Origin of the sequence: Collinsella aerofaciens (assembly GCF_028209395.1) — a bacterium.
Lineage (GTDB): Bacteria > Actinomycetota > Coriobacteriia > Coriobacteriales > Coriobacteriaceae > Collinsella > Collinsella aerofaciens_AZ.
In genome coordinates, this window is sequence record NZ_JAQLDQ010000005.1 from 1 (window position 1) to 24,358 (window position 24,358).

Annotated in this window: 21 protein-coding genes and 1 tRNA gene; 12 read left to right on the plus strand and 10 right to left on the minus strand. The window is 57.7% G+C overall.

Going from position 1 to position 24,358, the window contains the following annotated elements; all coding sequences use genetic code 11:
- Window positions 1–824 (plus strand): IS256 family transposase (locus tag PMW67_RS03540; protein WP_271738761.1); only part of this gene is annotated, 824 nt, incomplete at its 5' end.
- Between the two features lie 197 nt (window positions 825–1,021).
- Window positions 1,022–2,866 (plus strand): N-acetylmuramoyl-L-alanine amidase family protein, encoded by a 1,845-nt coding sequence (locus PMW67_RS03545; RefSeq protein WP_199576462.1) that lies wholly within the window; start codon window positions 1,022–1,024, stop codon window positions 2,864–2,866.
- Between the two features lie 191 nt (window positions 2,867–3,057).
- On the opposite strand, the gene PMW67_RS03550 is transcribed toward PMW67_RS03545, so the two are convergent.
- Entirely contained in the window at window positions 3,058–5,529 is a 2,472-nt protein-coding gene (locus tag PMW67_RS03550; protein WP_271738762.1) for a glycosyltransferase family 2 protein, read from the minus strand.
- A 169-nt stretch (window positions 5,530–5,698) separates the two neighbouring features.
- On the opposite strand from PMW67_RS03550, the gene rfbA reads away from it, so the two are divergent.
- The 6 genes from rfbA to PMW67_RS03580 all read left to right on the plus strand — a co-directional run bounded on the left by rfbA (window position 5,699) and on the right by PMW67_RS03580 (window position 10,432).
- Window positions 5,699–6,598 (plus strand): glucose-1-phosphate thymidylyltransferase RfbA, encoded by a 900-nt coding sequence (rfbA, locus tag PMW67_RS03555; RefSeq protein ID WP_271738811.1) that lies wholly within the window; start codon window positions 5,699–5,701, stop codon window positions 6,596–6,598.
- 103 nt (window positions 6,599–6,701) lie between these two features.
- Window positions 6,702–6,932 (plus strand): DUF6718 family protein, encoded by a 231-nt coding sequence (locus PMW67_RS03560; protein WP_124786118.1) that lies wholly within the window; start codon window positions 6,702–6,704, stop codon window positions 6,930–6,932.
- Between the two features lie 98 nt (window positions 6,933–7,030).
- A complete protein-coding gene (locus PMW67_RS03565; protein WP_089573662.1) occupies window positions 7,031–7,216 on the plus strand; it encodes a hypothetical protein in 186 nt (61 codons plus the stop codon).
- 2 nt (window positions 7,217–7,218) lie between these two features.
- On the plus strand, window positions 7,219–7,815 hold the full coding sequence (locus PMW67_RS03570) for a hypothetical protein (RefSeq protein ID WP_117774325.1): 597 nt from the start codon (window positions 7,219–7,221) through the stop codon (window positions 7,813–7,815).
- Between the two features lie 20 nt (window positions 7,816–7,835).
- On the plus strand, window positions 7,836–8,855 hold the full coding sequence (gene rfbB / locus PMW67_RS03575) for a dTDP-glucose 4,6-dehydratase (protein WP_124786119.1): 1,020 nt from the start codon (window positions 7,836–7,838) through the stop codon (window positions 8,853–8,855).
- A 122-nt stretch (window positions 8,856–8,977) separates the two neighbouring features.
- Window positions 8,978–10,432, plus strand: coding sequence for a sugar nucleotide-binding protein (locus PMW67_RS03580; RefSeq protein ID WP_271738763.1), 1,455 nt, complete (start codon window positions 8,978–8,980; stop codon window positions 10,430–10,432).
- Between the two features lie 37 nt (window positions 10,433–10,469).
- Here PMW67_RS03580 and PMW67_RS03585 read toward each other — a convergent pair whose 3' ends face one another.
- Genes PMW67_RS03585 through PMW67_RS03595 form a run of 3 tightly spaced genes read right to left on the minus strand, consistent with a single transcriptional unit; the run spans window position 10,470 to window position 14,811 of the window.
- Window positions 10,470–12,881 (minus strand): YfhO family protein, encoded by a 2,412-nt coding sequence (locus PMW67_RS03585; RefSeq protein ID WP_271738764.1) that lies wholly within the window; start codon window positions 12,879–12,881, stop codon window positions 10,470–10,472.
- Window positions 12,865–13,833 carry a glycosyltransferase family 2 protein gene (locus PMW67_RS03590; RefSeq protein WP_118334446.1) on the minus strand — a complete coding sequence of 323 codons (969 nt, stop codon included), beginning with the start codon at window positions 13,831–13,833 and terminating at the stop codon, window positions 12,865–12,867. The genes PMW67_RS03585 and PMW67_RS03590 overlap by 17 nt, the downstream gene beginning before the upstream one ends.
- 6 nt (window positions 13,834–13,839) lie before the next feature.
- On the minus strand, window positions 13,840–14,811 hold the full coding sequence (locus PMW67_RS03595) for a glycosyltransferase family 2 protein (protein WP_271738765.1): 972 nt from the start codon (window positions 14,809–14,811) through the stop codon (window positions 13,840–13,842).
- Window positions 14,812–14,971: 160 nt separating this feature from the next.
- Here PMW67_RS03595 and PMW67_RS03600 point away from each other — a divergent pair, with 160 nt between their 5' ends.
- From PMW67_RS03600 to PMW67_RS03615, 4 genes are all read left to right on the plus strand, one after another.
- Entirely contained in the window at window positions 14,972–15,817 is an 846-nt protein-coding gene (locus tag PMW67_RS03600; protein WP_271738766.1) for an ABC transporter permease, read from the plus strand.
- Between the two features lie 11 nt (window positions 15,818–15,828).
- On the plus strand, window positions 15,829–16,596 hold the full coding sequence (locus PMW67_RS03605) for an ABC transporter ATP-binding protein (protein ID WP_022094777.1): 768 nt from the start codon (window positions 15,829–15,831) through the stop codon (window positions 16,594–16,596).
- Between the two features lie 52 nt (window positions 16,597–16,648).
- Window positions 16,649–16,725: transfer RNA gene (locus PMW67_RS03610), tRNA-Arg, on the plus strand.
- Window positions 16,726–16,800: 75 nt separating this feature from the next.
- Window positions 16,801–17,787, plus strand: coding sequence for an acyltransferase family protein (locus PMW67_RS03615; RefSeq protein ID WP_124786122.1), 987 nt, complete (start codon window positions 16,801–16,803; stop codon window positions 17,785–17,787).
- A 62-nt stretch (window positions 17,788–17,849) separates the two neighbouring features.
- Here the strand turns inward: PMW67_RS03615 and aroQ are convergent, their stop codons facing one another.
- The 6 genes from aroQ to aroB form a co-directional block, all read right to left on the minus strand.
- A complete protein-coding gene (gene aroQ, locus PMW67_RS03620; RefSeq protein WP_271738767.1) occupies window positions 17,850–18,287 on the minus strand; it encodes a type II 3-dehydroquinate dehydratase in 438 nt (145 codons plus the stop codon).
- 85 nt (window positions 18,288–18,372) lie between these two features.
- Window positions 18,373–19,623: a shikimate kinase gene (locus PMW67_RS03625; RefSeq protein WP_271738768.1), complete on the minus strand. Its 1,251-nt coding sequence runs from the start codon at window positions 19,621–19,623 to the stop codon at window positions 18,373–18,375.
- A complete protein-coding gene (pheA, locus tag PMW67_RS03630) occupies window positions 19,624–20,769 on the minus strand; it encodes a prephenate dehydratase (protein WP_271738769.1) in 1,146 nt (381 codons plus the stop codon).
- Between the two features lie 53 nt (window positions 20,770–20,822).
- Window positions 20,823–21,920 carry a chorismate synthase gene (gene aroC / locus PMW67_RS03635; protein WP_271738770.1) on the minus strand — a complete coding sequence of 366 codons (1,098 nt, stop codon included), beginning with the start codon at window positions 21,918–21,920 and terminating at the stop codon, window positions 20,823–20,825.
- A 1-nt stretch (window position 21,921) separates the two neighbouring features.
- A complete protein-coding gene (aroA, locus tag PMW67_RS03640; RefSeq protein ID WP_271738771.1) occupies window positions 21,922–23,241 on the minus strand; it encodes a 3-phosphoshikimate 1-carboxyvinyltransferase in 1,320 nt (439 codons plus the stop codon).
- Window positions 23,235–24,341, minus strand: coding sequence for a 3-dehydroquinate synthase (aroB, locus tag PMW67_RS03645; RefSeq protein ID WP_225093657.1), 1,107 nt, complete (start codon window positions 24,339–24,341; stop codon window positions 23,235–23,237). Before aroB ends, aroA begins: the two co-directional genes overlap by 7 nt.
- Between the last annotated feature and the right edge of the window lie 17 nt (window positions 24,342–24,358).

Genomic DNA, 24,358 nt, shown 5'->3' on the forward strand with positions numbered 1-24,358 from the left:
GGGGAGCGCCCGTGTCCTCCGGCACCGTCTCCAACCTCAACGAGAAGGCGTTCGCGTCCATCGAGGCCTGGCGCCAGAGGCCGCTCGAGGGCGATTACCCTTACGTTTTCGTCGACGGCATCTACCTCAAGCGCAGCTGGGGAGGGTCCTACGAGAACGTGGCCGTTCTGGTGGCCATCGGCGTCAACTCCACCGGCGACCGGGAGGTCATCGGCTGCGCGGAGGGCTACACCGAGTCGGCGGACTCGTGGCGCGAGTTCTTCTCGTGGCTCAGGGGGCGCGGGCTCTCCGGCGTGCGGCTCGTCACCGGCGACAAGTGCGCGGGGATGCTCGGTGCGCTCGAGGAGGTGTTCCCCGGGGCACGCTACCAGCGCTGCACGGTCCACTTCTACCGAAACGTGTTGGGAAGGGTGCCCGTGACCAGGAGGAAGGCCGTGGCGCGCATGCTGAAGGCGATTCACGCGCAGGAATCGCGCGAGGCGTGCTCGAGGAAGGCGGCGGAGGTGGCGGACGAGCTGGACGGGATGAGGCTCGGCGCGGCCGCGAGGACGGTGCGCGACGGCTTCTCCGAGACTCTCGCCTACACGGACTTCCCGCCGGAGCACTGGCGCAGAATCCGGACCAATAACGGTATCGAGCGCATCAACCGCGAGATCAGGCGGAGGACGAGAGTCGTAGGGACCTTCCCGGACGGCAACTCGGCCCTGATGCTGGTGACGGCGAGGCTGAAGTACATCGTGGAGCACGAATGGGGCAAGAGGAGGTACCTGGACATGTCGAAGCTGGAGGAGATGGACGAGCTGAGCAAGAAGGCGGAGGGCTAGAGCAAGGCGGGGCCGAGGCCGCCTCGATCAATTTGCGAAAGAATCTTGACGGTACCTGTTGAGTGTCTTATCGTTTTATCTGGTGCAACGTATCAAGCGAGTTGTCTTGCATATTAATTAATTTGGGAACTGCATCTCTGGGTCGACTGCATCTGGATATTCAAAGGTTAATTTGATTTGGCGAGAAGAGAAAAATGATGAAAAATCGACATCTGAGTTTAATCAGCGTGGTTTGTCTAACATCTATTTGTTTCATCTCTCTTTTATGGCCCGCAATCGCATTTTCATTAACTGAAGATTGCGTGGCTGAAGGCACTGATGGCTCTTTGGTTCAATCGGGTCAGGAAGCATTTGGGACATCAGGTAGCGATCGTTTGACTTTGGATTCCGATAATTTCAAAGCATCTATCGATTCGTCGATATATGAATATACTGGCGATGTGATTACTCCTGATGTCTCTGTTTTGACTGCCAGCGGTTCTGTGCTAGCAAGCGGAATCGATTATGAAGTCACGTATTCAGATAATGTTGCCCCTGGCTGCGCCACTATAAGAGTGAATGGGCTAGGGAATTACGCCGGCGTTACCTCTCAACTGTCGTTCCAGATCGTTCGTTCCTCTGATAATAACATCGCTCTTCCTGGTTCTTGGGCCTACCAAAACGGTAAATGGTGGTGGAGATATGAGGCTGGTGGTTGGCCGTCAAACTGTTTTCTGTCCATTAGAGGGGCGGAGTATTATTTTGATTCCGAAGGTTATGCAGCTACTGGCTGGAAATACTTGAACGATGGCTGGCATTTATTTTCTAACTCCTGTGCACATTTGAAGGGATGGGCTGCCACCGGTGGGCGCTGGTTCTACCTTGACGAGACATCGGGTTCAATGAAGACCGGCTGGGTTTTAATTGATGATAGCTGGTACTATTTGGACAGTTCGGGCGCTATGCAGACCGGGTGGTTACTCCTTGGCAATACTTGGTACTGGCTTGAGCCTTCTGGATTAATGGCTACGGGCTTTAGGCTTGTTAACGGCTCTTTGTATCATTTTTCCGAATCCGGTTCTATGAGCTCCGGTTGGTTTATTAACGATGGGGCATGGTATTGCTCCAACGCATCGGGAGAGATTCGTACCGGGTGGTTTTACAATGGTTCTAGCTGGTATTTGCTAGACCCCAATAATAATGGCGCCATGCTGGAAGGATTTCAAACTGTAAATGGCTCCATTTATTATTTGGATCCGGATAGCGGCGGTGCATTAAAGTGCAACACTTGGGTCTTCTCACAAGATGAAAACGTATATTATGCGTGCAGCAGTGGTGCGATTGTGCTTTCGGGCGTCAAGGACGGCGCGGGTGGAATTAAGCTCAGGGATCCCGAGGGAAAGCCTGTCGCTGGCTGGTATTGGTCCTCAGCTGCACAGGTGTGGTTTTACACAGACTCAGATGGGGTTCTGCAGCGCGGTTGGCGATTCATTGACGGTAGGTGGTATCACCTCGACAACGAATCCGGAGCTATGAATACTGGCTGGTTCCTCGATGATGATGGAACGTGGTACTACCTTATGTCTTCTGGACAAATGGTAAATGGCTGGAACAGAATTGGAGACTCCGAGTATTTCTTTAATGCCTCAGGTGCTTGGGTGGAGCCTGAGCACTCCGCGCGCGCCTCCTTGCAGTCCCAGATCGTTAATCGTTGCCATAGCGTTCCTTCTCCTGGGGCGGGACTGTGCTCGGAGTGGGTTAGCCATGTGTTTTACCCCGTGCTGGGGTCATATCCCAACGGCGACGCATGCGACATGTTCTGGAATTGGTGTTACAGCCGAGATATATCTCAGCTTAAAGTTGGAATGATCGTTGCGGTCCCTACGCATACTCATACAAGTGCTGGTGCCCGCTGGGGCCATATTGCTATTTATATCGGAAACGGTATGGTTATGGATAACATCGGTTACATCAGGACAACATCACTTGCTTGGTGGCTGAACTACTACCACACTACCGCTATACCACAGTGGGGCTGGGTTTTAAATACGCCTTTGGAATGATGCGGATTCTGGCCAGCATGCGGAATCAACGCCTGCTTGTGTATCGAATCACAAACGCTTCTTAACTGTATATCATGTATGGAATGCAATTATTCATAGTAAGGGAATCGAGGGTTGACCCTCGATTCCCTTATCTATTAGTCGCATTTTAATAAGGTTAAAATTAGAAAGCGCAGAATTAAGCTAACACTTTATAAATGATAGTAGCGATTTCCGGGTTCTCCCACGCTGAAATTTGGGTTAATGTACGGATCGCCTTCGACATAGTATTTTGCCCAGCGATAATTCATGCATGCGACTTCTTTGTGGAACCGAATCTGCTTTTCCGTATTGTTTTCAACGCCTCTAGAAATCGACTCGTAGTGATAGAGCTCGACTTCGGGCGTGTATACGATCAGGTCGTTAATCTCGCGTAGCTTTAAGCAAAAGTCAACATCATTAAATGCAACTTGAAGCTCTTCGGTGAAACCTCCGACTTTCTCATATTCGCTACGCTTGGTCATTATGCAAGCTGCAGTGACAGCGCTGAAGTCTTGTTGCGCATCGTTGAGTGCAAAGTAGCCCCAATTATTCCTTGGCATGCTCTGGCAAAGATGTCCCGCCACGCCGCCAGTGACGCATAGGCCCGCGTGCTGAATGGTGTTGTCGGGATAGTAGAGTTTTGCACCGACTGCGCCAACATCCTCACGTGCGCAGATGCCAAGCATGGTCTCGATCCAATTGGGCGTAATTACCTCAGTATCGTTATTCAATAGCAAGAGATAGTCGCCCTTGGCGTGAGCAACGCCAAAGTTCATGAGCTTGGAGAAATTGAATTCGTGTTCCCAAGTTACAAGACGAACGATGTCAGGATATTTTGCTTGCAACTTATCGTAATAATCGAACGTCACCTTTTCTGTGCTGTTGTTTTCGATTATGACGAGCTCGTAATTGTCGTACGTTGATTTCTCAACAATTGATGTAATGCAGTTGTTCAGAATGTCGGCGTGGTCTTTAGTCGGGATGATAATTGACACGAGTGGGTGGGAATCTGGCACAGCGTAGGTTACTTTATATGTAAAGGGACGACGCGCTTGTTCGACCTTCGCATTGAGCCCAAGCCTGTCCAAATGACTCTGGACCGCTTTGATACCTGCGATAGTGGCATACGGCTTGCTATCGGCATTTGCTGCGGTGGAGGTCTCGCTTAGGCGCCAGTGGTATAGAACCTTCGCAACATGATGAACTTTCCTTGCCTTTTCCACGGCGCGGAGAGTCAGATTATGATCCTGTGCTCCATCGAACTCTTTTGTGTTCGGCTCTAGAGTGTCTAGCAGGGACTTACGGATGGTAAGCATGTGGCAGATATAGTTATTGTTTCTGAGCAGATCGATATTGAAATCCGGCTTAAAGAACGGCTGCGCTAACTTTCCATCGGGCATGAGTTTATCTTCATCACAATAAAGAAGATCGACGCCATTATTGTTTTCAATTGCCTCGGCATATGAGAACAACAAGTCCGGTTCAAGAATGTCGTCATGGTCAAAGAAGCTAACGAAATCGCCCGAAGCTACGGCAACGCCTGCGTTTGTGTTTTCGGAAATACCCTTATTTTCGGTAAGATTAATTGACTTAATTCTGTTGTCGCGGGCTGTTTCCTGCTCAACGCGAGCCTTTAGTTCCTGATTGTCAGGGCTTGCATTAACTAGGAGGAGCTCCCAGTTTGCATAAGACTGGTTTTTTACGGATTCGACCATATCGTTAAAAAACGAAATGGGCGTGTTGTAAAGAGGGACAATGATGCTGAATTTCGGAGCGCTATTGAAGACGATTTTTCTCTGCTTCTCCAGTGCGCCAATGGTTGCCTTATGCTCTGTAAACCATTCGGGGTATTCAGGGTCAAACTGCGCATGGGTAAAGAGGAAGTTGGTCTCCTCAAGAAGCAAGCCTAATTTATCAGGCGTTAAGCAGTCAAATGCACTGAATGAAGGGTGATTTTGATCGCCAATTATAAAGTAGTAACGATCAAACGCCTTTGGCATGCGGATCGAGAGCTGTGTTTCAAGTTGTTTTTTCTCGGATGTAAATCCAACACTCGTTACATTTGAGCCGAAGTTGACTATGCTCAGCTCAACCTCATTGAGGAACCGATCGAGGCAGCGAAGTTTGATTTGCGAGTCGTTGCGGTACGGTGTTCTAACCGTGCACCTCAGGATATACTCGTTTGAATCTTCGATGCACTGCCAAAAATCAATCGTCGCCATCTCAAACTCTGAAACGTCATCGTAATTTCTGAGTTTGCTGCACATGTCAGGTTTAATTTTGTAGTTAAGACGCGACTCCCATTTGATGTTCTTGCAATTGAGCGAAAGGGAGTCGCTGCTCAGGTTACGACCGTCTTTGCCGATTTCGCTAAACTCAACTTTAATGGATCGGGTGTCGGGGTCGGGGATTACAAGAACGTATGAGTCTGATTCGCCGTTATTGTCCTTGAATTTTAGAAGAGACAAAGGTAAACGGCGGTCGTCAACCGTTGCCGCTTGAGCTTTTATGCTGGAGCCTTCATGGATGCCTTCTATTTTAAGCTGCTGGTAGATTTTCCAGTTTCCTCTGCATACTCCGGTTGTTTCGACTCGCATTGTTTGCCTTTCGTTTGTTGGACACTGCTCATTGTACTTATTCATTTCCTACCTCGCGATAAATGCAGAAAGAGTTACGTGTTTCTACTGTCCGTTTTAAAGAGAATGAGGAGGAAGCCGCTGCTGGCGCATATAATTTTAATAAATATGTTTGTCTAATCGTTGTTTGCAATTAGCAGCTTTTGCCTAACGATTGTCAACTGAGAGGAATTCTATGAAAGGCATCATCCTCGCCGGCGGGTCCGGCACGCGCCTGTACCCGCTCACGCTCGTGACCTCCAAGCAGCTGCTGCCGGTCTACGACAAGCCCATGATCTACTACCCGCTGTCCACCCTCATGCTGGCGGGCATCCGGGACATCCTGGTCATCTCCACGCCGACCGACCTCCCCAACTTCGAGCGCCTGCTCGGGGACGGCTCGCGCTACGGCGTGAACCTCTCCTACGCCGAGCAGCCGAGCCCCGACGGCCTGGCGCAGGCCTTCACCATCGGCGAGGAATTCATCGACGGCGAGCCGTGCGCCCTCGTGCTCGGCGACAACATCTTCTACGGCAACGGCCTGTCGCGCCACCTGACGCGCGCCGTCCAGAACGCCGAGTCGGGGAGGGCCACGGTCTTCGGCTACCACGTGGACGACCCCGAGCGCTTCGGCGTCGTTGAGTTCGACGGCGAGGGCAGGGCCGTGTCCATCGAGGAGAAGCCCGCGGAGCCCAAGAGCTCCTACGCCGTCACCGGCCTGTACTTCTACCCGGGCGACGTGGCCGCCAAGGCGCATGGGGTCAAGCCCTCCGCGCGCGGCGAGCTGGAGATCACCACGCTCAACCAGATGTACCTGGAGGAGGGGACGCTGTCCGTCGTGACCCTGGGCCGCGGGTACGCCTGGCTCGACACCGGCACCATGGAGAGCCTGCACGAGGCCGCGGAGTTCGTCCGCGCCGTGGAGCACTCCCAGGACCTGCCCGTGTCCGTCCCCGAGGAGATCGCCTGGGAGAACGGCTGGATCACGACCGCCGAGCTCGAGGAGGCGGCCAAGGCCTACGGCAAGTCGGTCTACGGCCGGCACCTGAAGAAGGTCGCCGCCGGCGAGATCGTCAACAGCCCGCGCGAGTACTAATTGCCTGGTGAAAGGGGATGAGTGATGACTGATATTCTGGAGCGCGATGGCCTCTCCGTCGAGCTGCTCTCATCCCTTTCGTACTGAGGAGGCGAGTTGGCTGATGCGTTATCTGGTTGCTAAGTGGTTTTCTAAGCAAGGTTCGTTGGTAATGGCCGTTAAGCCAGGCCAGGAACTTGTCGAGATGATGCGAAGGATAGAGGATCGTTTCGGCATCTCTGACCTTCAGCTCATTAACATCAGTCGTCCTTCCGCATATGGCGAGTATGAACCATTTGAGTTTGTCCATTCTGAGGAACAGCTTGTAAAGCGCCTTGAGCAGCAAGCGAAGTAAGAAGCTGCGTTAGAATTTCATGATAATCGGGCAATTCGAATATGTGTTCGTATTTTCGGTTATAATCTAAGTAGATATTTTTAAGGGAAGGAGGGCATATGGCTACTTCAAGTTTAAAAACACCGATTAGGATGCTCTCTCCTCAGGGCGTAAAGGCGTTGTGCGACGCATATGATGAAGGCGTAACCAAGGATTTGAAGTTCAAGCCATCGCCTTCGGATCCGTCTTTGACGCCAGACATGAAGAAGGCCATCGATTCTTTGTTTAAATCGATGGGCTTCTAGAAATGGCGCTTGTATCGTATTCTTTACTCCAATTACTTAATGCGCGAGGAGAGGACGAGGTTTCGGACGTTCTCTCCTCTTTTCGCTGTGAACGTAACAAGGATATAGAGGATTTTGTTCGTTATAACACGTTTGATTTTAACCTGAGGGGTTTCTGTGCCTCTTATCTTGTATTTGATACAGATGCGGCCGCTTTAGTTGGCTTTTATGCCCTTGCTCTAAAGATTGCCTCCATTCCTGAGAATGTCGTTTCAAAAACAGCTCACAAGAAGTTGGCTTCTTTTGGTGAACTTAGACCAGAAACTGGTTGTTTTGATTTGCCTTGTGTTCTGTTGGCGCAATTTGGGAAAAGCGATTCAGGTATAGGTCGCGTAACCGGTGAAGAACTCATGGCTTTCGTTGAAAAGTCTATTTCTGACATACAGCGTCTTGTTGGCGGAAGGTTTGTGTTTCTGGACTCTGTCAATGAGCCTGGTCTTATTGAGTTCTATAGTCGCATGGGATACAGAGAGTTTGGCATAAGAAACAAACCTGCAGGAGAAGATTCTGATTCTGCTGAAGGCTCATATGTTCAAATGTTTAAGTACTTACATCTCTAGTAGGCGAAAAAAGGAGATTCATGTCTGAGATTTTTGAACCTAAGAACATCATCGTCACGGGCGGCTGCGGCTTCATCGGCAGCAACTTCGTGCACTACGTGGTCGACAACCACCCGGGCGTCCACGTCACCGTCCTGGACAAGCTGACCTACGCCGGCAACCCCGAGAACATCGCGGGGCTGCCCTCCGACCGCGTGGAGCTTGTCGTGGGCGACATCTGCGACGCGGAGCTGCTCGATAGGATCGTCCCCGGCCACGACGCGATCGTCCACTATGCTGCGGAGTCCCACAACGACAACTCCATCGCCGACCCGGAGCCGTTCCTGCGCACCAACGTCGAGGGAACCTTCCGCCTGCTGGAGGCCGTCCGCAAATACGGCGTCCGCTACCACCACGTCTCCACCGACGAGGTCTACGGCGACCTTGCGCTCGACGACCCGGCGAAGTTCACCGAGGAGACGCCGTATCACCCGAGCAGCCCGTACTCGAGCACCAAGGCGTCCTCCGACATGCTGGTCCGCGCCTGGACCCGCACCTACGGCCTGCGCACGACCATCTCCAACTGCTCCAACAACTACGGACCCTACCAGCACGTGGAGAAGTTCATCCCGCGCCAGATCACGAACATCATCGACGGCGTGCGCCCCAAGCTCTACGGCCGCGGCGAGAACGTCCGCGACTGGATCCACACCGAGGACCACTCCTCGGCCGTCTGGGACATCCTCACGAAGGGCCGCATGGGGGAGACCTACCTCATCGGCGCCGACGGCGAGAAGAACAACATCACGGTCCTGCGCATGATCCTCGAGGCGATGGGCCGCGACCCCGAGGACTTCGACTGGGTCGCCGACCGCCCCGGCCACGACCGCCGCTACGCCATCGACTCGACCAAGCTCCAGCGCGAGCTGGGCTGGAGGCCGGCGCACACCGACTTCGCCGAGGGGCTCAAGCAGACGATCGACTGGTACGTCGCCAACGAGCCCTGGTGGCGCCCGGCCAAGGAGGCCACCGAGGCACGCTACCGCGCCCAGGGGCAGTAGGCCGGACCCCGGCGAACCGCACCGCGGGGCGCCCGCGCGGGGCCGCAGGGCATGGGGATGATCCTGCGTCCCCGCGCGGGCGCCCCCGGTTACCCAACCTCTTCGATAGGAGCTTTTCCCACATGGCAGACATCGCATTCGAGAAGGACCTCTCCGTCGCCGAGACCGGCATCGAGGGCCTGAAGGTCGTCGACCTCGCCGTCCACGGCGACTCGCGCGGCTGGTTCAAGGAGAACTGGCAGCGCGCCAAGATGACCGCCCTGGGCATCCCCGACCTCAGGGTCGTCCAGAACAACATCTCCTACAACGACAGCCGCGGCGTCACCCGCGGCATCCACGCCGAGCCCTGGGACAAGTTCATCTCGGTGGCCCGAGGCTCGGTCTTCGGCGCCTGGGTCGACCTGCGCGAGGGCAGCGCCACCTACGGGAAGGTGTTCACCTGCACGCTCGACCCGAGTAAGGCCATCTACGTCCCGCGCGGCGTGGGCAACTCCTTCCAGGCCCTGGAGGACGGCACCGCCTACACCTACCTGGTGGACGCCCACTGGTCGCTGGAGCTCAAGAGGACCTACACCTTCGTGAACCTCGCCGACCCCGAGCTCGCCATCGAGTGGCCGATCCCGCTTGCGGAGGCCACCGTCTCCGAGGCCGACCTCAACCACCCGATGCTGAAGGACGTCGTCCCGATGGCGCCGAAGCGTACCCTCGTCACCGGCTGCGACGGCCAGCTGGGCCGCGCGGTGCGCGCGCTCGCCGAGGAGCGCGGCGTGGCCAAGGACTTCGACTTCTGCGACATCGACACCTTCGACATGTCAGACCCGGACGCCTACTCCAAGTACGACTGGTCGCTCTACGGCACCGTCATCAACTGCGGCGCCTACACCGCGGTCGACAGGGCGGAGACCCCCGAGGGCCGCGTGACCGCCTGGAAGGCCAACGCGACCGGGCCGGCGCTGCTCGCCCGCACCTGCTCCGAGCACGGGATCACCCTGGTCCACGTGTCCAGCGACTACGTCTTCGACGGCACGGCCGAGGTCCACACGGAGGACGAGCCGTTCTCCCCGCTGTCCGTCTACGGACAGACCAAGGCCGCCGGCGACATCGCCGTGGCCGGGTGCCCGCGCCACTACATCATGCGCTCCAGCTGGGTAATCGGCGAGGGCCACAACTTCGTCAAGACCATGAGGGGGCTGTCCGACCGCGTCGCCGACCCCGAGGACAATCTCGCGCAGGTCACGGTCGTCGACGACCAGCTGGGCCGCCTGACCTTCACCCGCGACATGGCCGAGGCCATCTTCCACGTGCTGGGCACGCACGCCCCCTACGGCACCTACGACTGCACCGGCTCCGGCGCCGTCAGGTCCTGGGCGGACATCGCCCGCGCCGTCTTCGAGGCCGCCAACGGCAACGGCGAGAGGGTCGTGCCGGTTTCGACCGCCGACTACTACGCGAACGCCGCCGGCCCCGTCGCCCCGCGCCCGGTCCACTCGGCGCTCGACCTGTCCAAGCTCGAGGCTGCAGGCTTCCACATGCCCGACTGGGAGGAAGAGCTGGGGGAGTACCTCAAGACGCTCTAGCCGTTATTAACTTTTCGAGAGAAAAAGCCGCCGCTTGTTAACGGCGGCTTTTCTTATGCCTGGCGTATAGACCCGCTGCAACAAGGGCGGCGGCGGTCGCCAGACTCACTGCAAGCCCCGCAAGGGCGCCCGGAGTCTTGTAGGTCATCACGATCTTATTCGCGCCTTTCTGCATGTTAAGGGACGACAAGCCCTTATCGGCGGCGGGCGTTAGTTCTGCGGCGGTTCCGTTTACCGTTGCGTTCCAGCCCTCATCGTACGGAACGCTCAACAGCAGGTTGCCGTCATCCTTGGCGGTATACTCGCCTTCGATCCTTCCGTCCTCAAAAACCGTCGTAATAAACTCGCTCGCCTTAAGCTCGTTAATAATCTGCTCGAAAACATCCAGATTGAGGGCGTAAAAGACCGGCTCATTGTCTTGGGGCATGTCTGTATAGCCCTCTGCGACTCCGATTGACACCGTATGCTGGCTCGGGGTGTCCGATGCATCCGCAATCTGGCGGATATTATTGTCGAATCTCCAGGCCTCGTTTTCGATTGCTCGCTGGTCGATGGTAAGGGCGACGGGCCAATAACTGCCGGCGGTCGCATCTTTGTTGATGTAGAGATACCCGATGGAGCTTGCCGGAAGAGTAACGCTCCATTGCTTTAAGCTATCGCTATTCTCCGTGCTCGCGGCCTCGATCTTGGTATAGAGCTCGACCTTGCGGCCTAGGATTTTGCTGTAGAGGTCGTTCTGCTTTTCGAAGGGGTTCTCGCTCTTCAGCGTGCTGTTTTGGATATCGCTTGAGGCTGCGACGCCAATGCTGAGCGCATAGGGGTTCTCGTACACCGAGCTTGTGGAGTCGGCCTGATTCGTCTTGGCCGAAACGTATCCTGCAGGCGCGTTTTCAGGAATGGCGTACTTAACTCCCAATAGGGCATCGACGGCGAGAATGGGCTCGGCATAACGGGTCGAGAATTCGCCGACGCTGCTGTATCCAAGGGAGTTGAGCAGTGCGATGGCCTGCGGGTTGTTGGCAGACGAATACGAAGACAACTGGTTGTACCCAAGCGCTAGGCCTTCGTTGAGGGCGGCGCTATCGGCACGCGTGGTCGTTCGATCGATGCGGTAGAATGACGCAGAATCCTGGTCTTGAATGGCTGTGATCGTGTTGGTTGCGGTGGCGACATAGGTGCTGTTGGCTTCTTCGGAATAGCCTGCGTACAGTTGGTTCCACATCACATGGGCGTTGATAAACAACTCAATTGCGGTGATTGTCAGGATTGGTAATACGACGGCTGGTCGATAGGCATGACGAAATTTGGGCTGGCCCTCGAACACCTGCAACGAATAGCCCGCTGCCCACAGCGCAAAGAAGCTCAGCAAGAAAGTCGTGCGCGAATAGAATCCGTTGGGCACGCGCATGCCGCACCAGATGTACTCGAGCGGGCTCAAAACGGAGCTGGCGACCAGGATTATCGTGACGACGAGCGTTGCGATGCGTGTCTTGATCGAAACCGTGCGGTTAAACAGCAGGCTCACCGCGAGCAGCATCATGATGACGCCGCAATAGAACTGCGGTGTACTATCGTTGTCCACCCACATGCCAGGGAGAAAGCCCCTGATGAGCGATTTGAGGCTGGTTTTAAGCAGCGGCCCGAGGGCTAGGACGGGGCCGCCCTTGGACATGGCAAGGATGGTCGGCAAAAAGGTCCAAGCGGACAGAAGTAGCCCGAGCACGATGGCGCCTGCGAATCGCAGGGCCCGATCGAGCATGAGCTTCCAGCTAAAACCTTCTTCTGCAACATAATCGACAAATTCGACCAATACGAAGATGCAGAGGAACAGGATGCTGATGTAGGCCGTATACCAGCAGAACATGACATTGAGCGCCGTTGTGATGACGAGGCGGATCATGCACTGCTTGCGGATGAGCTCGTGGCATCCGTAGGCGCAGATGGGCAGCAGGATCAGGCAATCAATCCAGAGTGGGTTGCGCAGGTTGCTGATGGTCCAGCTGCAAAACGTGAACGAGAGGGATAGCAAGAATGCGGCGGGCTTGGAAAGGTCAAAGCGCTTTTGCACATACCAAGCGCTGCTGATGTGGATGCAGCCAAGCTTGAGCGCGGTTATGGCAAATACGAAGAGCGTCAGCTTGTCTGCGGGAAACAGCACGCAGAGCAGGTTGAAGGGGCTGGCGAGGTAGTAGCTATAGAGCCCCCATGTGTTCATACCGAGGCCCTGTGAGAAGGAATAGCGAAGGTTTGCCTCGCCTAAAAGGACGCGGCGAAACCACGCGAAGAAGTCAATGTATTGGTATTTGAGATCGTTGGTGAGAAACGAGTTGTCGCCAAAGGGGTAGACATGCCCCGCCTCTGCAAGTGCGACAAAAAATGCGATGGGAAACGTGAAGCAGGCGGCGTAGAACGCCACATTCTTGAGCGTGCTGTTATTGGGCCGTGTCATCAGATTCCTCGTTGGATTCTCGAATGATATAGATGGGGCGGTGCTTGGCCTCCAAGTAGGCTTTTGCTAGGTACTCGCCAATGATTCCCAGGCACAGGAGCTGCATGCCGCCAAACAGCGTAATGAGGCAGGCAAGGGAGGGCCATCCGCCTACGGGATCGCCCCAAACAAGCGTTTTGACCAGGATGACGATAAATCCCATGATGGCGATGAGGCAGAAGACGATACCCGTGAGGGCGGCGAGGGAGAGCGGCGCCGTGGAAAACGCGACGATGCCGTCGATGGAATAGAGGAGCAGCGACCAAAAGCTCCACTTGGTCTCGCCCGCGACGCGGTTGACGTTTACGTAGGGGAGCCATTTGGTCTTGAAGCCCACCCAGCCGTAAATGCCCTTGGAGAATCGGTTGTATTCGCCCATGGAGATGATGGCGTTGACCATAGGTCGCTTCATGAGCCTAAAATCGCGTGCTCCGTCGACGATGTCGGCCTTGGAAATGCGGTTGATGATCTTGTAGAACATACGGGCACAGAACGACCTGATGGGAGGCTCGCCTTCGCGGGTGGTCCTGCGTGTGGCGACGTTATCGTAGTCTTCGGTCTGCAAGATTTCGTACATCTGCGGCAGGAGCGAGGGCGGGTCCTGCATGTCGGCATCCATGGTGGCGACATAGTCGCCCTTTGCGTGCTGGAGTCCGGCGAGTAGTGCCGCCTCCTTGCCAAAGTTGCGCGAGAAAGAGTGCCAGCGGATGGCGTATGGATGCGCCGCCGCGGCTTCCGCCTTCATGACGGCGAGCGTTTTGTCTGCCGAGCCATCGTCGATGAGGACGGCTTCAAAGGAGATGCCGGGGTCTTGCCGGGTCATGATGCGAACGACGCCATCGAGCTCTTTGAGAAAGATCGGAAGTGATTCCTGCTCGTTGTAACTCGGTACGACGATGGAGATGAGCGGCATGGTGGTTTACCTCTCGCTTGGCTTGGAAGTAGGGTGGCCGGGCTGGTCGTCGTAGGCGTATTTGCTGTACACGTTGACCTCCCACTGCTTTTTTTCGACCTTTGCCACGGAATCGAGGATGAAGCCGGTCGCAAGGCTCAGACCGCACAGGAACATAAACGACGCGGCGAGCATGGCGGTGGGGAAGCGCGGAGCGAGGCCGGTCTGGAAATATTCGACAACGATGGGCATGCCCAGGGCGAGGCCGAATACCGCGAACAGAAGCGCAACGAGGCTGAAGAACTTCAGCGGGCGGTAGTCCTTGAACAGCGTGCCGATCATCGCAACGACTTTAATGCCGTCGCTCACGGTGTTGAGTTTGGACTCGGAACCCTCGGGACGGTCGCGGTACTCGATGGGCACATCTTTGATGCGCCAGCGGTGGTCGACGGCGTGGATCGAGAGCTCGGTTTCGATCTGAAAGCCCTCGGAAAGCACTGGGAAGGTTTTAACGAACGGGCGGCTCATGGCGCGGTAGCCTGTCATGACGTCATCGAAGCTGTAGCCATAGATCCACTTGATCATGGCGCGGACCAGATTATTGCCAAAGCCGTGGAAGGCACGCTTGTTCTCCTCGGCGTAGGTGCCGTTGGAAAGGCGATCGCCTACGGTCATGTCGGCCGTGCCGTTAAGGATGGGCTCGCAGAGGGCCTTGGCCGCCTCGGCGGGGTAGGTGTCGTCTCCGTCGACCATCAGGTAGCAATCGGCGTCGATATCGCGAAACATCTGGCGGCACACGTTGCCCTTTCCCTGACGGGGCTCAAAGCGGACTGTGGCGCCGTGCTCGGTGGCAATGCGTGAGGTATCGTCCGACGAGTTGTTGTCATAGACATAGACCGTCGCCTGCGGAAGCTCGCGGTGAAAGTCGTCGATGACTTTGCCGATCGTGAGCGCTTCGTTGTAGCAAGGGATGATGACGGCGATGGATTCAGAATTCACTTAATGCTCCTTATACATTCAATCCTAGAAAGTATAGCCGTTTGGGCCTGGCATCCTAAGATGTGGGTTAGTTCTCCAGTTTTGTTGCGCGAATCGTTTGCATGGCCGTCGGGTCTATACTGTTCGTTTGTCAACGATTACGAGTAAAGGAGTTGCATCCGTGTCGGATCAGACAAAGCAACAAGAAACTCGCAGTCTGCCTGCGACGTTTGCTAAGAACGAATTTGAGAAGGACGCGTTTATCCTTCGTCAGCTGGTTACCAAGGATTTTAAGATCAAGTATCGCCGTAGCGTTCTGGGCGTCGCATGGTCGGTGCTCAACCCGCTGCTGATGATGATCGTCATGGCCATCGTGTTCTCGACGATTTTTGGCCAGGGCCGCAATGGCTCAATGACGCCCGAGATGTACCCGCTGTACTTGATCGTGGGTAACATCACCTTTGCCGTCATGTCTGAGTCTACTAATCAGGCCCTGACGTCGATCGTGGGCGCTGCCCCTCTGCTCAAGAAGGTTAAGGTGCACCGCTGGGTTTTCCCGGTGCAGAAGGTGCTCTTCTCGCTGGTCAACTTTGCCTTCTCGCTGGTCGCCGTCGCCATCGTCATGCTGTGGTTCCGCGTTATGCCTTCTTGGCACCTGATTCTGTTGCCGGTTTGCCTGCTGCTGCTTATGTGCTTCTGCATGGGCCTGGGCATGATGCTCTCTGCCCTTACGGTCTTCTTCCGCGACGTTATGCATCTGTGGAGCGTCGTCATTACGGCGTGGACTTACATTACGCCCATCTTCTGGACGACTGACTATATTGCGCAAATGTCGCATCTCGTGCGTATCTTGATGTATGCGAACCCCATGTTCAACTACCTGCAGTTTATGCGCGATATCTTCCTGTTCCAGACTACGCCCTCGCTTATGACGTTTGGTATGTGCGTCGCTTGGGCGGTTCTTGCGCTTATTATTGGCTATACCGTGTTCCATAAGTCCGAGCGCAAATTTATCCTCTACATCTAAGGAGTGCTGTGATGACTGAATCTGTTGTTGATTACAGCGAGCAGCCTCTGGCTGTCGAGGTCGACGACGTCACCATGATCTTTAACATGGCGTCCGAGTCGCTGACCAACCTCAAGGAGTACTTCATTAAGCTTGCCAAGCACGAGCTGTTCTTTGAGGAGTTTAGGGCGCTTAAGCACATCTCGTTTGATATTCATCGCGGCGAGGTTGTGGGTCTGGTCGGCACCAATGGCTCCGGCAAGTCTACGATGCTCAAGATTATCGCCGGTGTGCTCGAGCCCAGCGAGGGCAGCGTTAAGGTGCACGGCAACATCGCGCCTCTGATTGAGCTTGGCGCCGGTTTTGACCCCGAGCTGACCGCCCGCGAGAACATTTATTTGAACGGCGCGCTGCTCGGCTATACCAAGGAGTTCATCGACGCCAATTTTGACGGCATTATTGAGTTCGCTGAGCTGCAGAATTTTGTCGATATGCCGCTTAAGAACTTCTCTTCAGGCATGGTGGCGCGTATCGCCTTTGCAATCGCGACGATTACCGAGCCCGATATTCTGATCGTTGACGAGACGCTGTCCGTCGGTGACGTGTTTTTCCAGCAGAAGTGCGAGGACCGCATCCAGCACTTTATCCAGAGCGGTGATGTGACGGTTCTGTTCGTTTCGCACTCCATGGAGCAGGTTGAGCGTATCTGCCAGCGTGCCGTTTGGATTGAGAAGGGTGACCTTCGCATGGACGGCCCGGTCGATGAGGTCTGCAAGGCGTACCGCGAGCAGTTCAACTAGGTTATAATTACTTGCGCTTGGCCGAATTGTTTGGCTGGGCGTGCGGTTATTTGCTCCATTAGCTCAGTTGGATAGAGCAGGGGACTTCTAATCCCAAGGTCGACGGTTCGAATCCGCCATGGAGCACCATCGTTTATTAAGCCCGGACCGCTTGGTGGTCTGGGCTTTTTTCATCTTGTGTGCTGCGGTTTTGAAGGGTTCGCCATGGGAAACAAAAGGCTCGACTGGATCGATATTGCAAAGGGGATTGCAATGATTTTGGTCATTGTGGGGCACACCGTCCCAAATCCTTCTCCCTTGCGGCACGCGATCTTCTCGTTTCACATGCCGGTGTTCTTTTTTCTTGCCGGGTATACGTTTAGGCCGAAGCCGTGGCGCGAGCTGCTGAGCGGATCGGTGCCGCGTCTTCTGGTGCCATATCTTGTTCTTGCCTTGGCGTGGCAGATGCCGACTTTTTTGATGAGCGGCGCTTCTTTGACGGGCGGTACGCTGGTTGCGGAACTTGAGACGATTCTGTTTGCCTCTGGCGTTGATGTGCCTGGGTTTGGTGTTGCCGCCGTTGGCATGGCATGGTTTCTAGCGGCGCTGTTTACGTCGCGCCTACTGTTTAATGTACTTGTGCGGCTGTTTGATCGCCACGGGATTGGGGCTGTTTGGCAGGGCGTTGTCTGTGCCGCGATTGCCTTTTGCGGTTTGAGCGTGTCTCGCTATTTTGGTGTTTACCTGCCGCTCGATTTGGATCTGAGCTGCTATATTGTGCTGCTGATGTGGGTTGGCTATACGGCACGCCAAAGGGGGCTCGAGCCGAGCGTGGGCAAGCCCCTGCTGTTTATTGGAGTCGGTGTCGCTTGGCTTGTCCTTGCCGCGCTGAGTGGGCTTGAGCTTTCGAGCCGCCGCGTGGATGGGTTTGTGGTTGCGACAGTTGCCGCTCTTGCCGGCAGCTACTGCGTGTGCTGGGTTTCCATAGCGCTGGAGAAGTTGAAAGACGTGCCGGTTTTGGGGTCCTTTGAACAAGCGCTCGTGTTCTGCGGACAGGCCAGTCTTGCCATCTTTGCAATCCACGCGGTCGATTGGTTTATTCCTTGGCAGACCATGCCTCTGCTTATGACGCTGCCAGCATCGTGGCTCTTCGCGTCAATTGTGCGTTGCGCCTGCGATATTGGATTGGCGTACGTGATCAAGAAGGCGTAATTAAAAGCGGGGAGGACCAAGTTGGTTCTCCCCGCTGTCATTTATTCGGTAGTGTTGCAGGCTTACTTTTCGAGATGCTTTTTCAGCAGCTCCAACGCGTGGGCGTAGCCTTGGAGGCCTTCGCCGGTGATGGTGGCGAAGCAGGCCAAGCGGGCGTAGCTCACCTGGCGGAAGTCCTCGCGCGTCTCGACGGCACTGATGTGAACCTCGACGGCAGGGATGGCGACGGCTTTGAGCGCGTCCAGGATGGCCACGCTCGTATGCGTGTAGGCGGCCGGGTTGATGACGATGCCGTCGACCTTGCCGTAGGCCTCCTGGATCTTGTCGACGATGCTGCCCTCGTGGTTAGACTGGAAGACCTCGACCTCGTCGAAGCCCTGTGCGGCGCCCGCTTCCTGGCAGATCTGGACCAGGCGGCCGTAGTTGTCGCTGCCATAGATGCCCGGCTCGCGAATGCCGAGCATGTTGAGGTTGGGGCCGTTGATGACGAGTGCTTTCATGGTTGTTTCCTTTTTTGTTGGGCGGGAGGTGCGGCGGAGCGAAAAACCACCACAAAGGTGCCTGTCCCCTTTGTGGTGGTTTTGGTTAGAGAGCGGGTGGGAGGGTGTCGAGGAGGGCTTGGGCGGTGTTGGCGGCACAGTCGCGTGAGTCGATGATGTAGTCGGCCCAGGCGCGGTAGCGTGGCATGCGCTGTTCAGCCAGCTTATCGATGCCGTCGCGGGCGGTGATGGGGCGGCCCTTGTGGGCGAGCTCTTCGAGCTTGCGGTTGAGCATCACGATTTGGCTGTTTTGGTGCAGCAGCGGGTAGTTCTCGTCGCGTGTGACCACGCCGCCGCCGGTGGAGAGCACCAAGCCGCTGCGCTTGGAGATGTCGGACAGCGCCGTCGTCTCCTGCTCGCGGAAGGCCGCCTCGCCGCGCTCGACGATATAGTCGGCACAGGGCATGCCCAAACGCTCCTCGAGGGCGCGATCCAGGTCGATGTGCTCGCGACCCGTGAGCAGGGCAATCTGCTCACCCACGCGGGTCTTGCCCGAGCCCGGCATGCCGATCAGCGCGATGTTCTGTTCGCGGCGTGACAGGCGCTCCGTTACGTCCAGGATCCTCTCGCGCGGGGTGACTTGGCCGGTGTAGCGCTCAACAGCCTGTGCTGCCTGGGCAACAAGCATAAGCAGGCCGCCGATGCAAGGGATACCGCGGCGCTCGGCCTCGAGCATCAGGCCCGTGCGGGCGGGGTTGTAGACAATGTCGATAACGCCTTCGAGCGCATCGAGCCCTTCGAGCGTGCAAGGCGCGTCGGGGCAGTGGGGGAACATGCCGGCAGGCGTGCAGTTGACGAGCAGGGCGGCGTCGGACTGCTGCGCGATATTGCCGTAGTTGACCTCGCTCGTGCGACCGACTGGTACGACGATGGCGTCCAAGTCGCCGAGTACCATGCTCGCCGTGGTGCCGGCGCCACCGGTGGCACCAAGCACGAGGACCTTTTTGCCGGCAACCTCTACGCCCAACTCCTCGACTAGACACTGAAAACCAAAGTAGTCGGTGTTGTCGCCGCGCAGGCGACCGCCAGGTAGGCGTGTGATGGTGTTGACGTTGCCCATGCGCTCGGCGAGCGGACTCAGCTCGTCCAGGTACTCCATGACGGCGCGCTTGTAGGGGATGGTCACGTTGGTACCCTCCCATTCGTCGCCCGTCATAAAGGCCGCGAGGTCCTCGGGCTCGCGCTCAAATCGCACGTACTCGAGCCCAGCGAGCTCCTTGTAGATGGTTGGGGTGTAGCTGTGGCCCAGCACGCGGCCCAGTACGCCGTAGGGGCGGGTTGCGGCGGTATCGGTCATCTAGAGCACCTCCGTGTAGCTGCCAAAGTAGGTGAAGCTCTCACACACGTCGTCGATCGAATCGAGCAGGTCGTCGAGGGCCTTGCTGCCAAAGGGGCAGTCCAGATCAAAGTAGAACATAAACTCAAAGTCGCGACCGGGGATGGGACGGCTTTCGAGCTTGATGAGGTTGATGTTGAGTGCGTAGAAGCGCTCGAGTACGCGATAGAGCGCGCCCGGCTCGTTGGCCGTGGTGATCATGAGTGAGGTTCGGTTGGCACCGGGATAGACGCGCGGCTCGCGGCTGATGACGACAAAGCGCGTGTAGTTGTTGTCCGAGTCTTGGATATTGGGCTCCAACACCTCGAGGCCATACAGCGTGGCACAGCTGCGCGATGCGATGGCGGCAACATCGGTGCGCTCGGAGCTGGCGACCATCTCGGCCGACATGGCGGTGTTGGGGTACTTGGTGGCGTGCAGGTCGTGGGACTCGATAAAGCCCGCACACTGGGCAATGGCTTGGCCGTGGCTGTAAACCTCGCGCACGTCGGCGAGCTTGGTGCCGGGCTTGACGAGCAAGTTGTGGTCGATCTTGAGGCGCAGCGAGCGCACGATATGGAAGTCGAACTGTGCGAGCAGGTCGTAGACGGCGTTTACCGAGCCGGCGGTTGAGTTTTCGATGGGCAGTACGCCAAACTCGCAAAAGCCGTCGCGCACGGCGCGCATGACGCCCTCGAAGGTCTCGAAAAACGCGATGTCGGGCACGTCGAAGAGTTTGCACGCGGCGATCTGGCTGTAGGCGCCTTCGACGCCTTGGCAGGCGACAGTGGCCGTCTGGGGGAAGGGCGTGTCACAGGCTGCGGCCGTGGCATGGGCCTTTTGCGAGACCGTGATGCCCTTGAGCTCGTTGATGTAGCGCTGCTGCTCGGCCTTGCTCATGCTCATGAGGAGACGGAACAGGGTGATGGTCTGCGCCTCGTAGCGCTCGGGCGCGCGGCTGGCGAGGTTGTTGAGCTTGGAGCGCTCACGGGCGGGGTCGAAGACGGCCTTGCCCATCTCGATTTTTGATTTGGCGACCTCGGTGGCAATGTCCATGCGCTCGACAAAGCTGTTGAGGAGCGTGGTGTCGATGCCATCGATGGCTTGGCGAATATCGGCAAGGTCCATGGAGGCCCCTTTCGCGTAATGGCTGAGTTGACAGTCAACCCAGGTGAGTCGGGTTAGAGCTGGGCGGCGTCCTCGAGGAGGGCGTCCCAAATTGCGAGAGCGGCGGCTGCCTCGGCTACGGGGACGGCGCGCGGGACGATGCAGGGATCGTGACGGCCGTGGACAGAGAGCTCGGCGTTTTCCATGGCGTCCATGTCTACGGTCTGCTGCTCGCGGCCAATCGAGGGCGTCGGCTTTACGGCCATGCGCCACATGACGGGCGCGCCAGTCGAAATACCGCCCAGGATGCCGCCGGCGTTATTGGACTCGACCTCGATCTCGCCGGTCTCGGCATCGATGCGATACGGATCGTTGTTCTCGCTGCCGCGCATGGCGGCCACGGCAAAGCCCATGCCAAACTCCACGCCCTTTACGGCGGGTATGCCAAATGCGATATGCGCGATGCGGTTTTCGATGCCGTCGAACATGGGGTCGCCGATGCCCGCGGGAAGCCCGTAGACGCCGCACTCCACGATGCCGCCGATGCTATCGAGCTCGTCGCGCGCGGCTAGGATCTCCTCGCGCATGCGGCCGGCTGCGGCGGCGTCAATGCAAGGCAGGTCGTTCGAAAGGATCGCCTTGCGGTCGGCCTCGCGATAGACCATATCGTCCATCGGCAGGTCGGAGATGCCGCCGATCTGCGCGACGTGCGCCATGACCTGAATGCCGCGGGCCTCGAGCGCCTGCAGCGCGATCCCGCCGGCGATGCATAGAGGGGCCGTCAGACGGCCGGAGAAGTGCCCGCCGCCGGCGACGTCGTGCATGTTGTGGTACTTCACACGCGCCGGAAAGTCTGCGTGCCCGGGGCGGGGCTTGCGGCGCAGCTCGGAGTAATCCTTGGAGCGCGTGTTGGTGTTCTCGATAATCGCTGCAATGGGCGCTCCGGTGGTATGTCCATCGACAACACCGGCGATGATGTGGGCGGCGTCGGCCTCGCGGCGTTTGGTCGCGGTCTCGTCGCGACCAGGGGCGCGACGGTCGAGGAAGGCCTGCAGCTTCTCCTGGTCCACGGCGATGCCCGCCGGGATGCCATCGAGCGAGCAGCCGATAGCGGGAGAGTGCGACTGGCCGAAGATGCTTAAGTGCAAGACGTTGCCAAAGGTCGAGGACATGCTATTCCTCCTCGAGTGTGACCTTGCCGCCCAGCAGGCGGTAGTGGTCGAAGAAATCGGGATAGGACTTGTTGACGGCCTCGGCGCCGTGGATCACGACCTCGCCGGTGGCACGGCTCGCGGCGATGGCGGCCGTCATGGCGATGCGGTGGTCGTTGTGCGAATCGACCTCACCGCCGGTGAAGGCATCGACACCCTTGATGATGAGGTCGTCGCCGGCAATACGCACCTGCGCGCCCAGCGCGGTGAGCTCGCGGGTGGTGGTGGCCAGGCGGTCGGATTCCTTGATGCGCAGGCGGGCGCAATCGCGGATAAAGGTGCGGCCCTGTGCCAGCGAGGCCACGGCCGAGATAACGGGCACCAGGTCGGGAATGTCGTGGGCACTCATCTCAAAGCCGGCGAGCTTGTCGGACTGCACGGTGGCGGCGTTGGTGGAGCGCACGATGCGGGCACCAAAGCGCGAAAGCGCGGCAAGCACGTTGCGGTCGCCCTGTGCAGAGCTCAGCGACACGCCCTCGACGGTGATGGGGTCGGTGCCGATGGCGCCGGCACACAGCCAAAAGGCAGCGTTGGACCAGTCGCCTTCGACAGCAACGCTGCCGGGCGTGCGATACGAGCCACTGCTCACGCGGAAGTTTGTGACTTCGGGCTGGCCGTCCTTGGCGGGAATGCGCTCGACGTTGACCTCAACGCCAAAGGCCTTCATGGCCTGGATGGTCAGGTTGATATAGGGGCGGCTCTCGATGAGGCCGGTCACTTGCACACAGGAGGGCTGGGCCAGTAGCGGGGCCGCCAGCAGCAGGCCGGAGATATACTGCGAGCTCACGTTGCCCGGAAGCACAAAGGTGCCCGGGCGCATGCGTCCGCTCGTCTTGAGCGGAAAGCCGCCCAGACCCTCCAGATCGCAACCGGCGGCGATAATCTCGTCCGAGAGCGGGGACAGCGGGCGGGCGCCCAAGCGTCCCTGACCCACAAAAGTTGCTTCTGCGCCCAGCGCGCAGGCGACGGGCAACATAAAGCGCAGCGTGGAGCCACTCTCGCCGCAGTCGAGCGTGCCGCCGGCTAGGGCCTTGAGCAGGCCAAATTCAATGCTCTTCATGGTGGGGTGGACCTGGAAGCCGTCCTCGACGGTCTCGATGCGAGCGCCCAGTGCCGTAAGGCAACGCACTGTGGCCTCGATGTCGGCGCAGGTGGTGTTGCAGGTGACGTGTGTCTCGCCGTTGGCAAGCGCAGCGCAGATGATCAGGCGATGCGCCATCGACTTGGACGCGATGGCGGGAACGGTGCCCTTAAGCGGGGACGGGGTGATGCGGGCTAGCATGCGAATGCGTCTCCCTTCTGGCCGAGGCCCTCGGCAATGAGTTCGTGGAAAGTGGAAAGCGGCGTGCGGTCGATGCTGCAGCGGCCGATGCCGTGCGGAATCACCAGGTCGATGGTGTCGCCCGCGCGCTTCTTGTCGTGGAGCGCCTCGGCAAAAACGGCATCGGCATCTAGGTCGCAGCGCGTCTTGAGGCCATGGCGGGCGCAGAGCTCCTCGATACGACCGGGCAGTGCAGCATCGCAAATGCCGTGCAGAGCCGCGGCGCGCGTGATGATGCCCATGCCGATCGACACACAGTTGCCGTGTCCGAGCTCAAAGTGCTCGCAGGCCTCGACGGCGTGTCCGGCGCTGTGTCCAAAGTTGAGGAGCTTGCGCTGGTTGATCTCGCGCTCGTCGGCAACGACCACGGCGCGCTTGATGTCGATATTGCGGGCGATGATGAGCGCTACGCGCGCCACATCGCGGTTGAGCAGCTCCAGCGTGAGCGGGGTCTTCTCCAGCTCGGCGAAAAGCTCCGGGTCGGCGATCACGGCGTGCTTGACGACCTCGCCGCAGCCGTCGGCGAACTGCTCGGGCGTGAGGGTGGCCAGGCACCCCACGTCGGCGATAACCACGCTCGGCTGCCAAAAGGCGCCGGCCAAGTTCTTGCCGGCAGCCAGGTCGATGGCGGTCTTGCCACCCACCGACGAATCCACCATGGCGAGCAGGCTCGTCGGGATCTGCACAAACTTGCAGCCGCGCATGTAGGTGGCGGCCACAAAGCCCGCCACGTCGCCCACGACGCCGCCACCGAGTGCCACGATCACGTCGGAGCGCGAAAGCTCGTGCTCTGCCACAAACTCCATAATGGCAACATAGGTTTCGGCGCGCTTATGGGCCTCTCCGGCCTCGAAGGTGCAGATGCTCACCTCGTAGCCTGACGCCTCCAGGCTCTGCTTAACGGGCATCTGGTAGAGCGGGCCCACGTTGGTGTCCGTCACGATGACGGCCTTGGTACCGCCGGCAGTGGCGCGCACGAGTGGTCCCGCCTGCTCCAGCAAAAACGTGCCAACATGCACCTGGTAGGGGCGTGCAGTGTCGATATCGATGGTAATCGCCATAAGCTTCGGTCCTTTCG

Excerpts from the sequence above, each read along its gene's own strand:
- PMW67_RS03545 (WP_199576462.1), top strand. The coding sequence starts at position 1,022 with ATGAAAAATCGACATCTGAGTTTAATCAGCGTGGTTTGTCTAACATCT.
- PMW67_RS03550 (WP_271738762.1), bottom strand. The coding sequence starts at position 5,529 with ATGAATAAGTACAATGAGCAGTGTCCAACAAACGAAAGGCAAACAATG.
- rfbA (WP_271738811.1), top strand. The coding sequence starts at position 5,699 with ATGAAAGGCATCATCCTCGCCGGCGGGTCCGGCACGCGCCTGTACCCG.
- PMW67_RS03560 (WP_124786118.1), top strand. The coding sequence starts at position 6,702 with ATGCGTTATCTGGTTGCTAAGTGGTTTTCTAAGCAAGGTTCGTTGGTA.
- PMW67_RS03565 (WP_089573662.1), top strand. The coding sequence starts at position 7,031 with ATGGCTACTTCAAGTTTAAAAACACCGATTAGGATGCTCTCTCCTCAG.
- PMW67_RS03570 (WP_117774325.1), top strand. The coding sequence starts at position 7,219 with ATGGCGCTTGTATCGTATTCTTTACTCCAATTACTTAATGCGCGAGGA.
- rfbB (WP_124786119.1), top strand. The coding sequence starts at position 7,836 with ATGTCTGAGATTTTTGAACCTAAGAACATCATCGTCACGGGCGGCTGC.
- PMW67_RS03580 (WP_271738763.1), top strand. The coding sequence starts at position 8,978 with ATGGCAGACATCGCATTCGAGAAGGACCTCTCCGTCGCCGAGACCGGC.
- PMW67_RS03585 (WP_271738764.1), bottom strand. The coding sequence starts at position 12,881 with ATGACACGGCCCAATAACAGCACGCTCAAGAATGTGGCGTTCTACGCC.
- PMW67_RS03590 (WP_118334446.1), bottom strand. The coding sequence starts at position 13,833 with ATGCCGCTCATCTCCATCGTCGTACCGAGTTACAACGAGCAGGAATCA.
- PMW67_RS03605 (WP_022094777.1), top strand. The coding sequence starts at position 15,829 with ATGACTGAATCTGTTGTTGATTACAGCGAGCAGCCTCTGGCTGTCGAG.
- PMW67_RS03615 (WP_124786122.1), top strand. The coding sequence starts at position 16,801 with ATGGGAAACAAAAGGCTCGACTGGATCGATATTGCAAAGGGGATTGCA.
- aroQ (WP_271738767.1), bottom strand. The coding sequence starts at position 18,287 with ATGAAAGCACTCGTCATCAACGGCCCCAACCTCAACATGCTCGGCATT.
- PMW67_RS03625 (WP_271738768.1), bottom strand. The coding sequence starts at position 19,623 with ATGACCGATACCGCCGCAACCCGCCCCTACGGCGTACTGGGCCGCGTG.
- pheA (WP_271738769.1), bottom strand. The coding sequence starts at position 20,769 with ATGGACCTTGCCGATATTCGCCAAGCCATCGATGGCATCGACACCACG.
- aroC (WP_271738770.1), bottom strand. The coding sequence starts at position 21,920 with ATGTCCTCGACCTTTGGCAACGTCTTGCACTTAAGCATCTTCGGCCAG.
- aroA (WP_271738771.1), bottom strand. The coding sequence starts at position 23,241 with ATGCTAGCCCGCATCACCCCGTCCCCGCTTAAGGGCACCGTTCCCGCC.
- aroB (WP_225093657.1), bottom strand. The coding sequence starts at position 24,341 with ATGGCGATTACCATCGATATCGACACTGCACGCCCCTACCAGGTGCAT.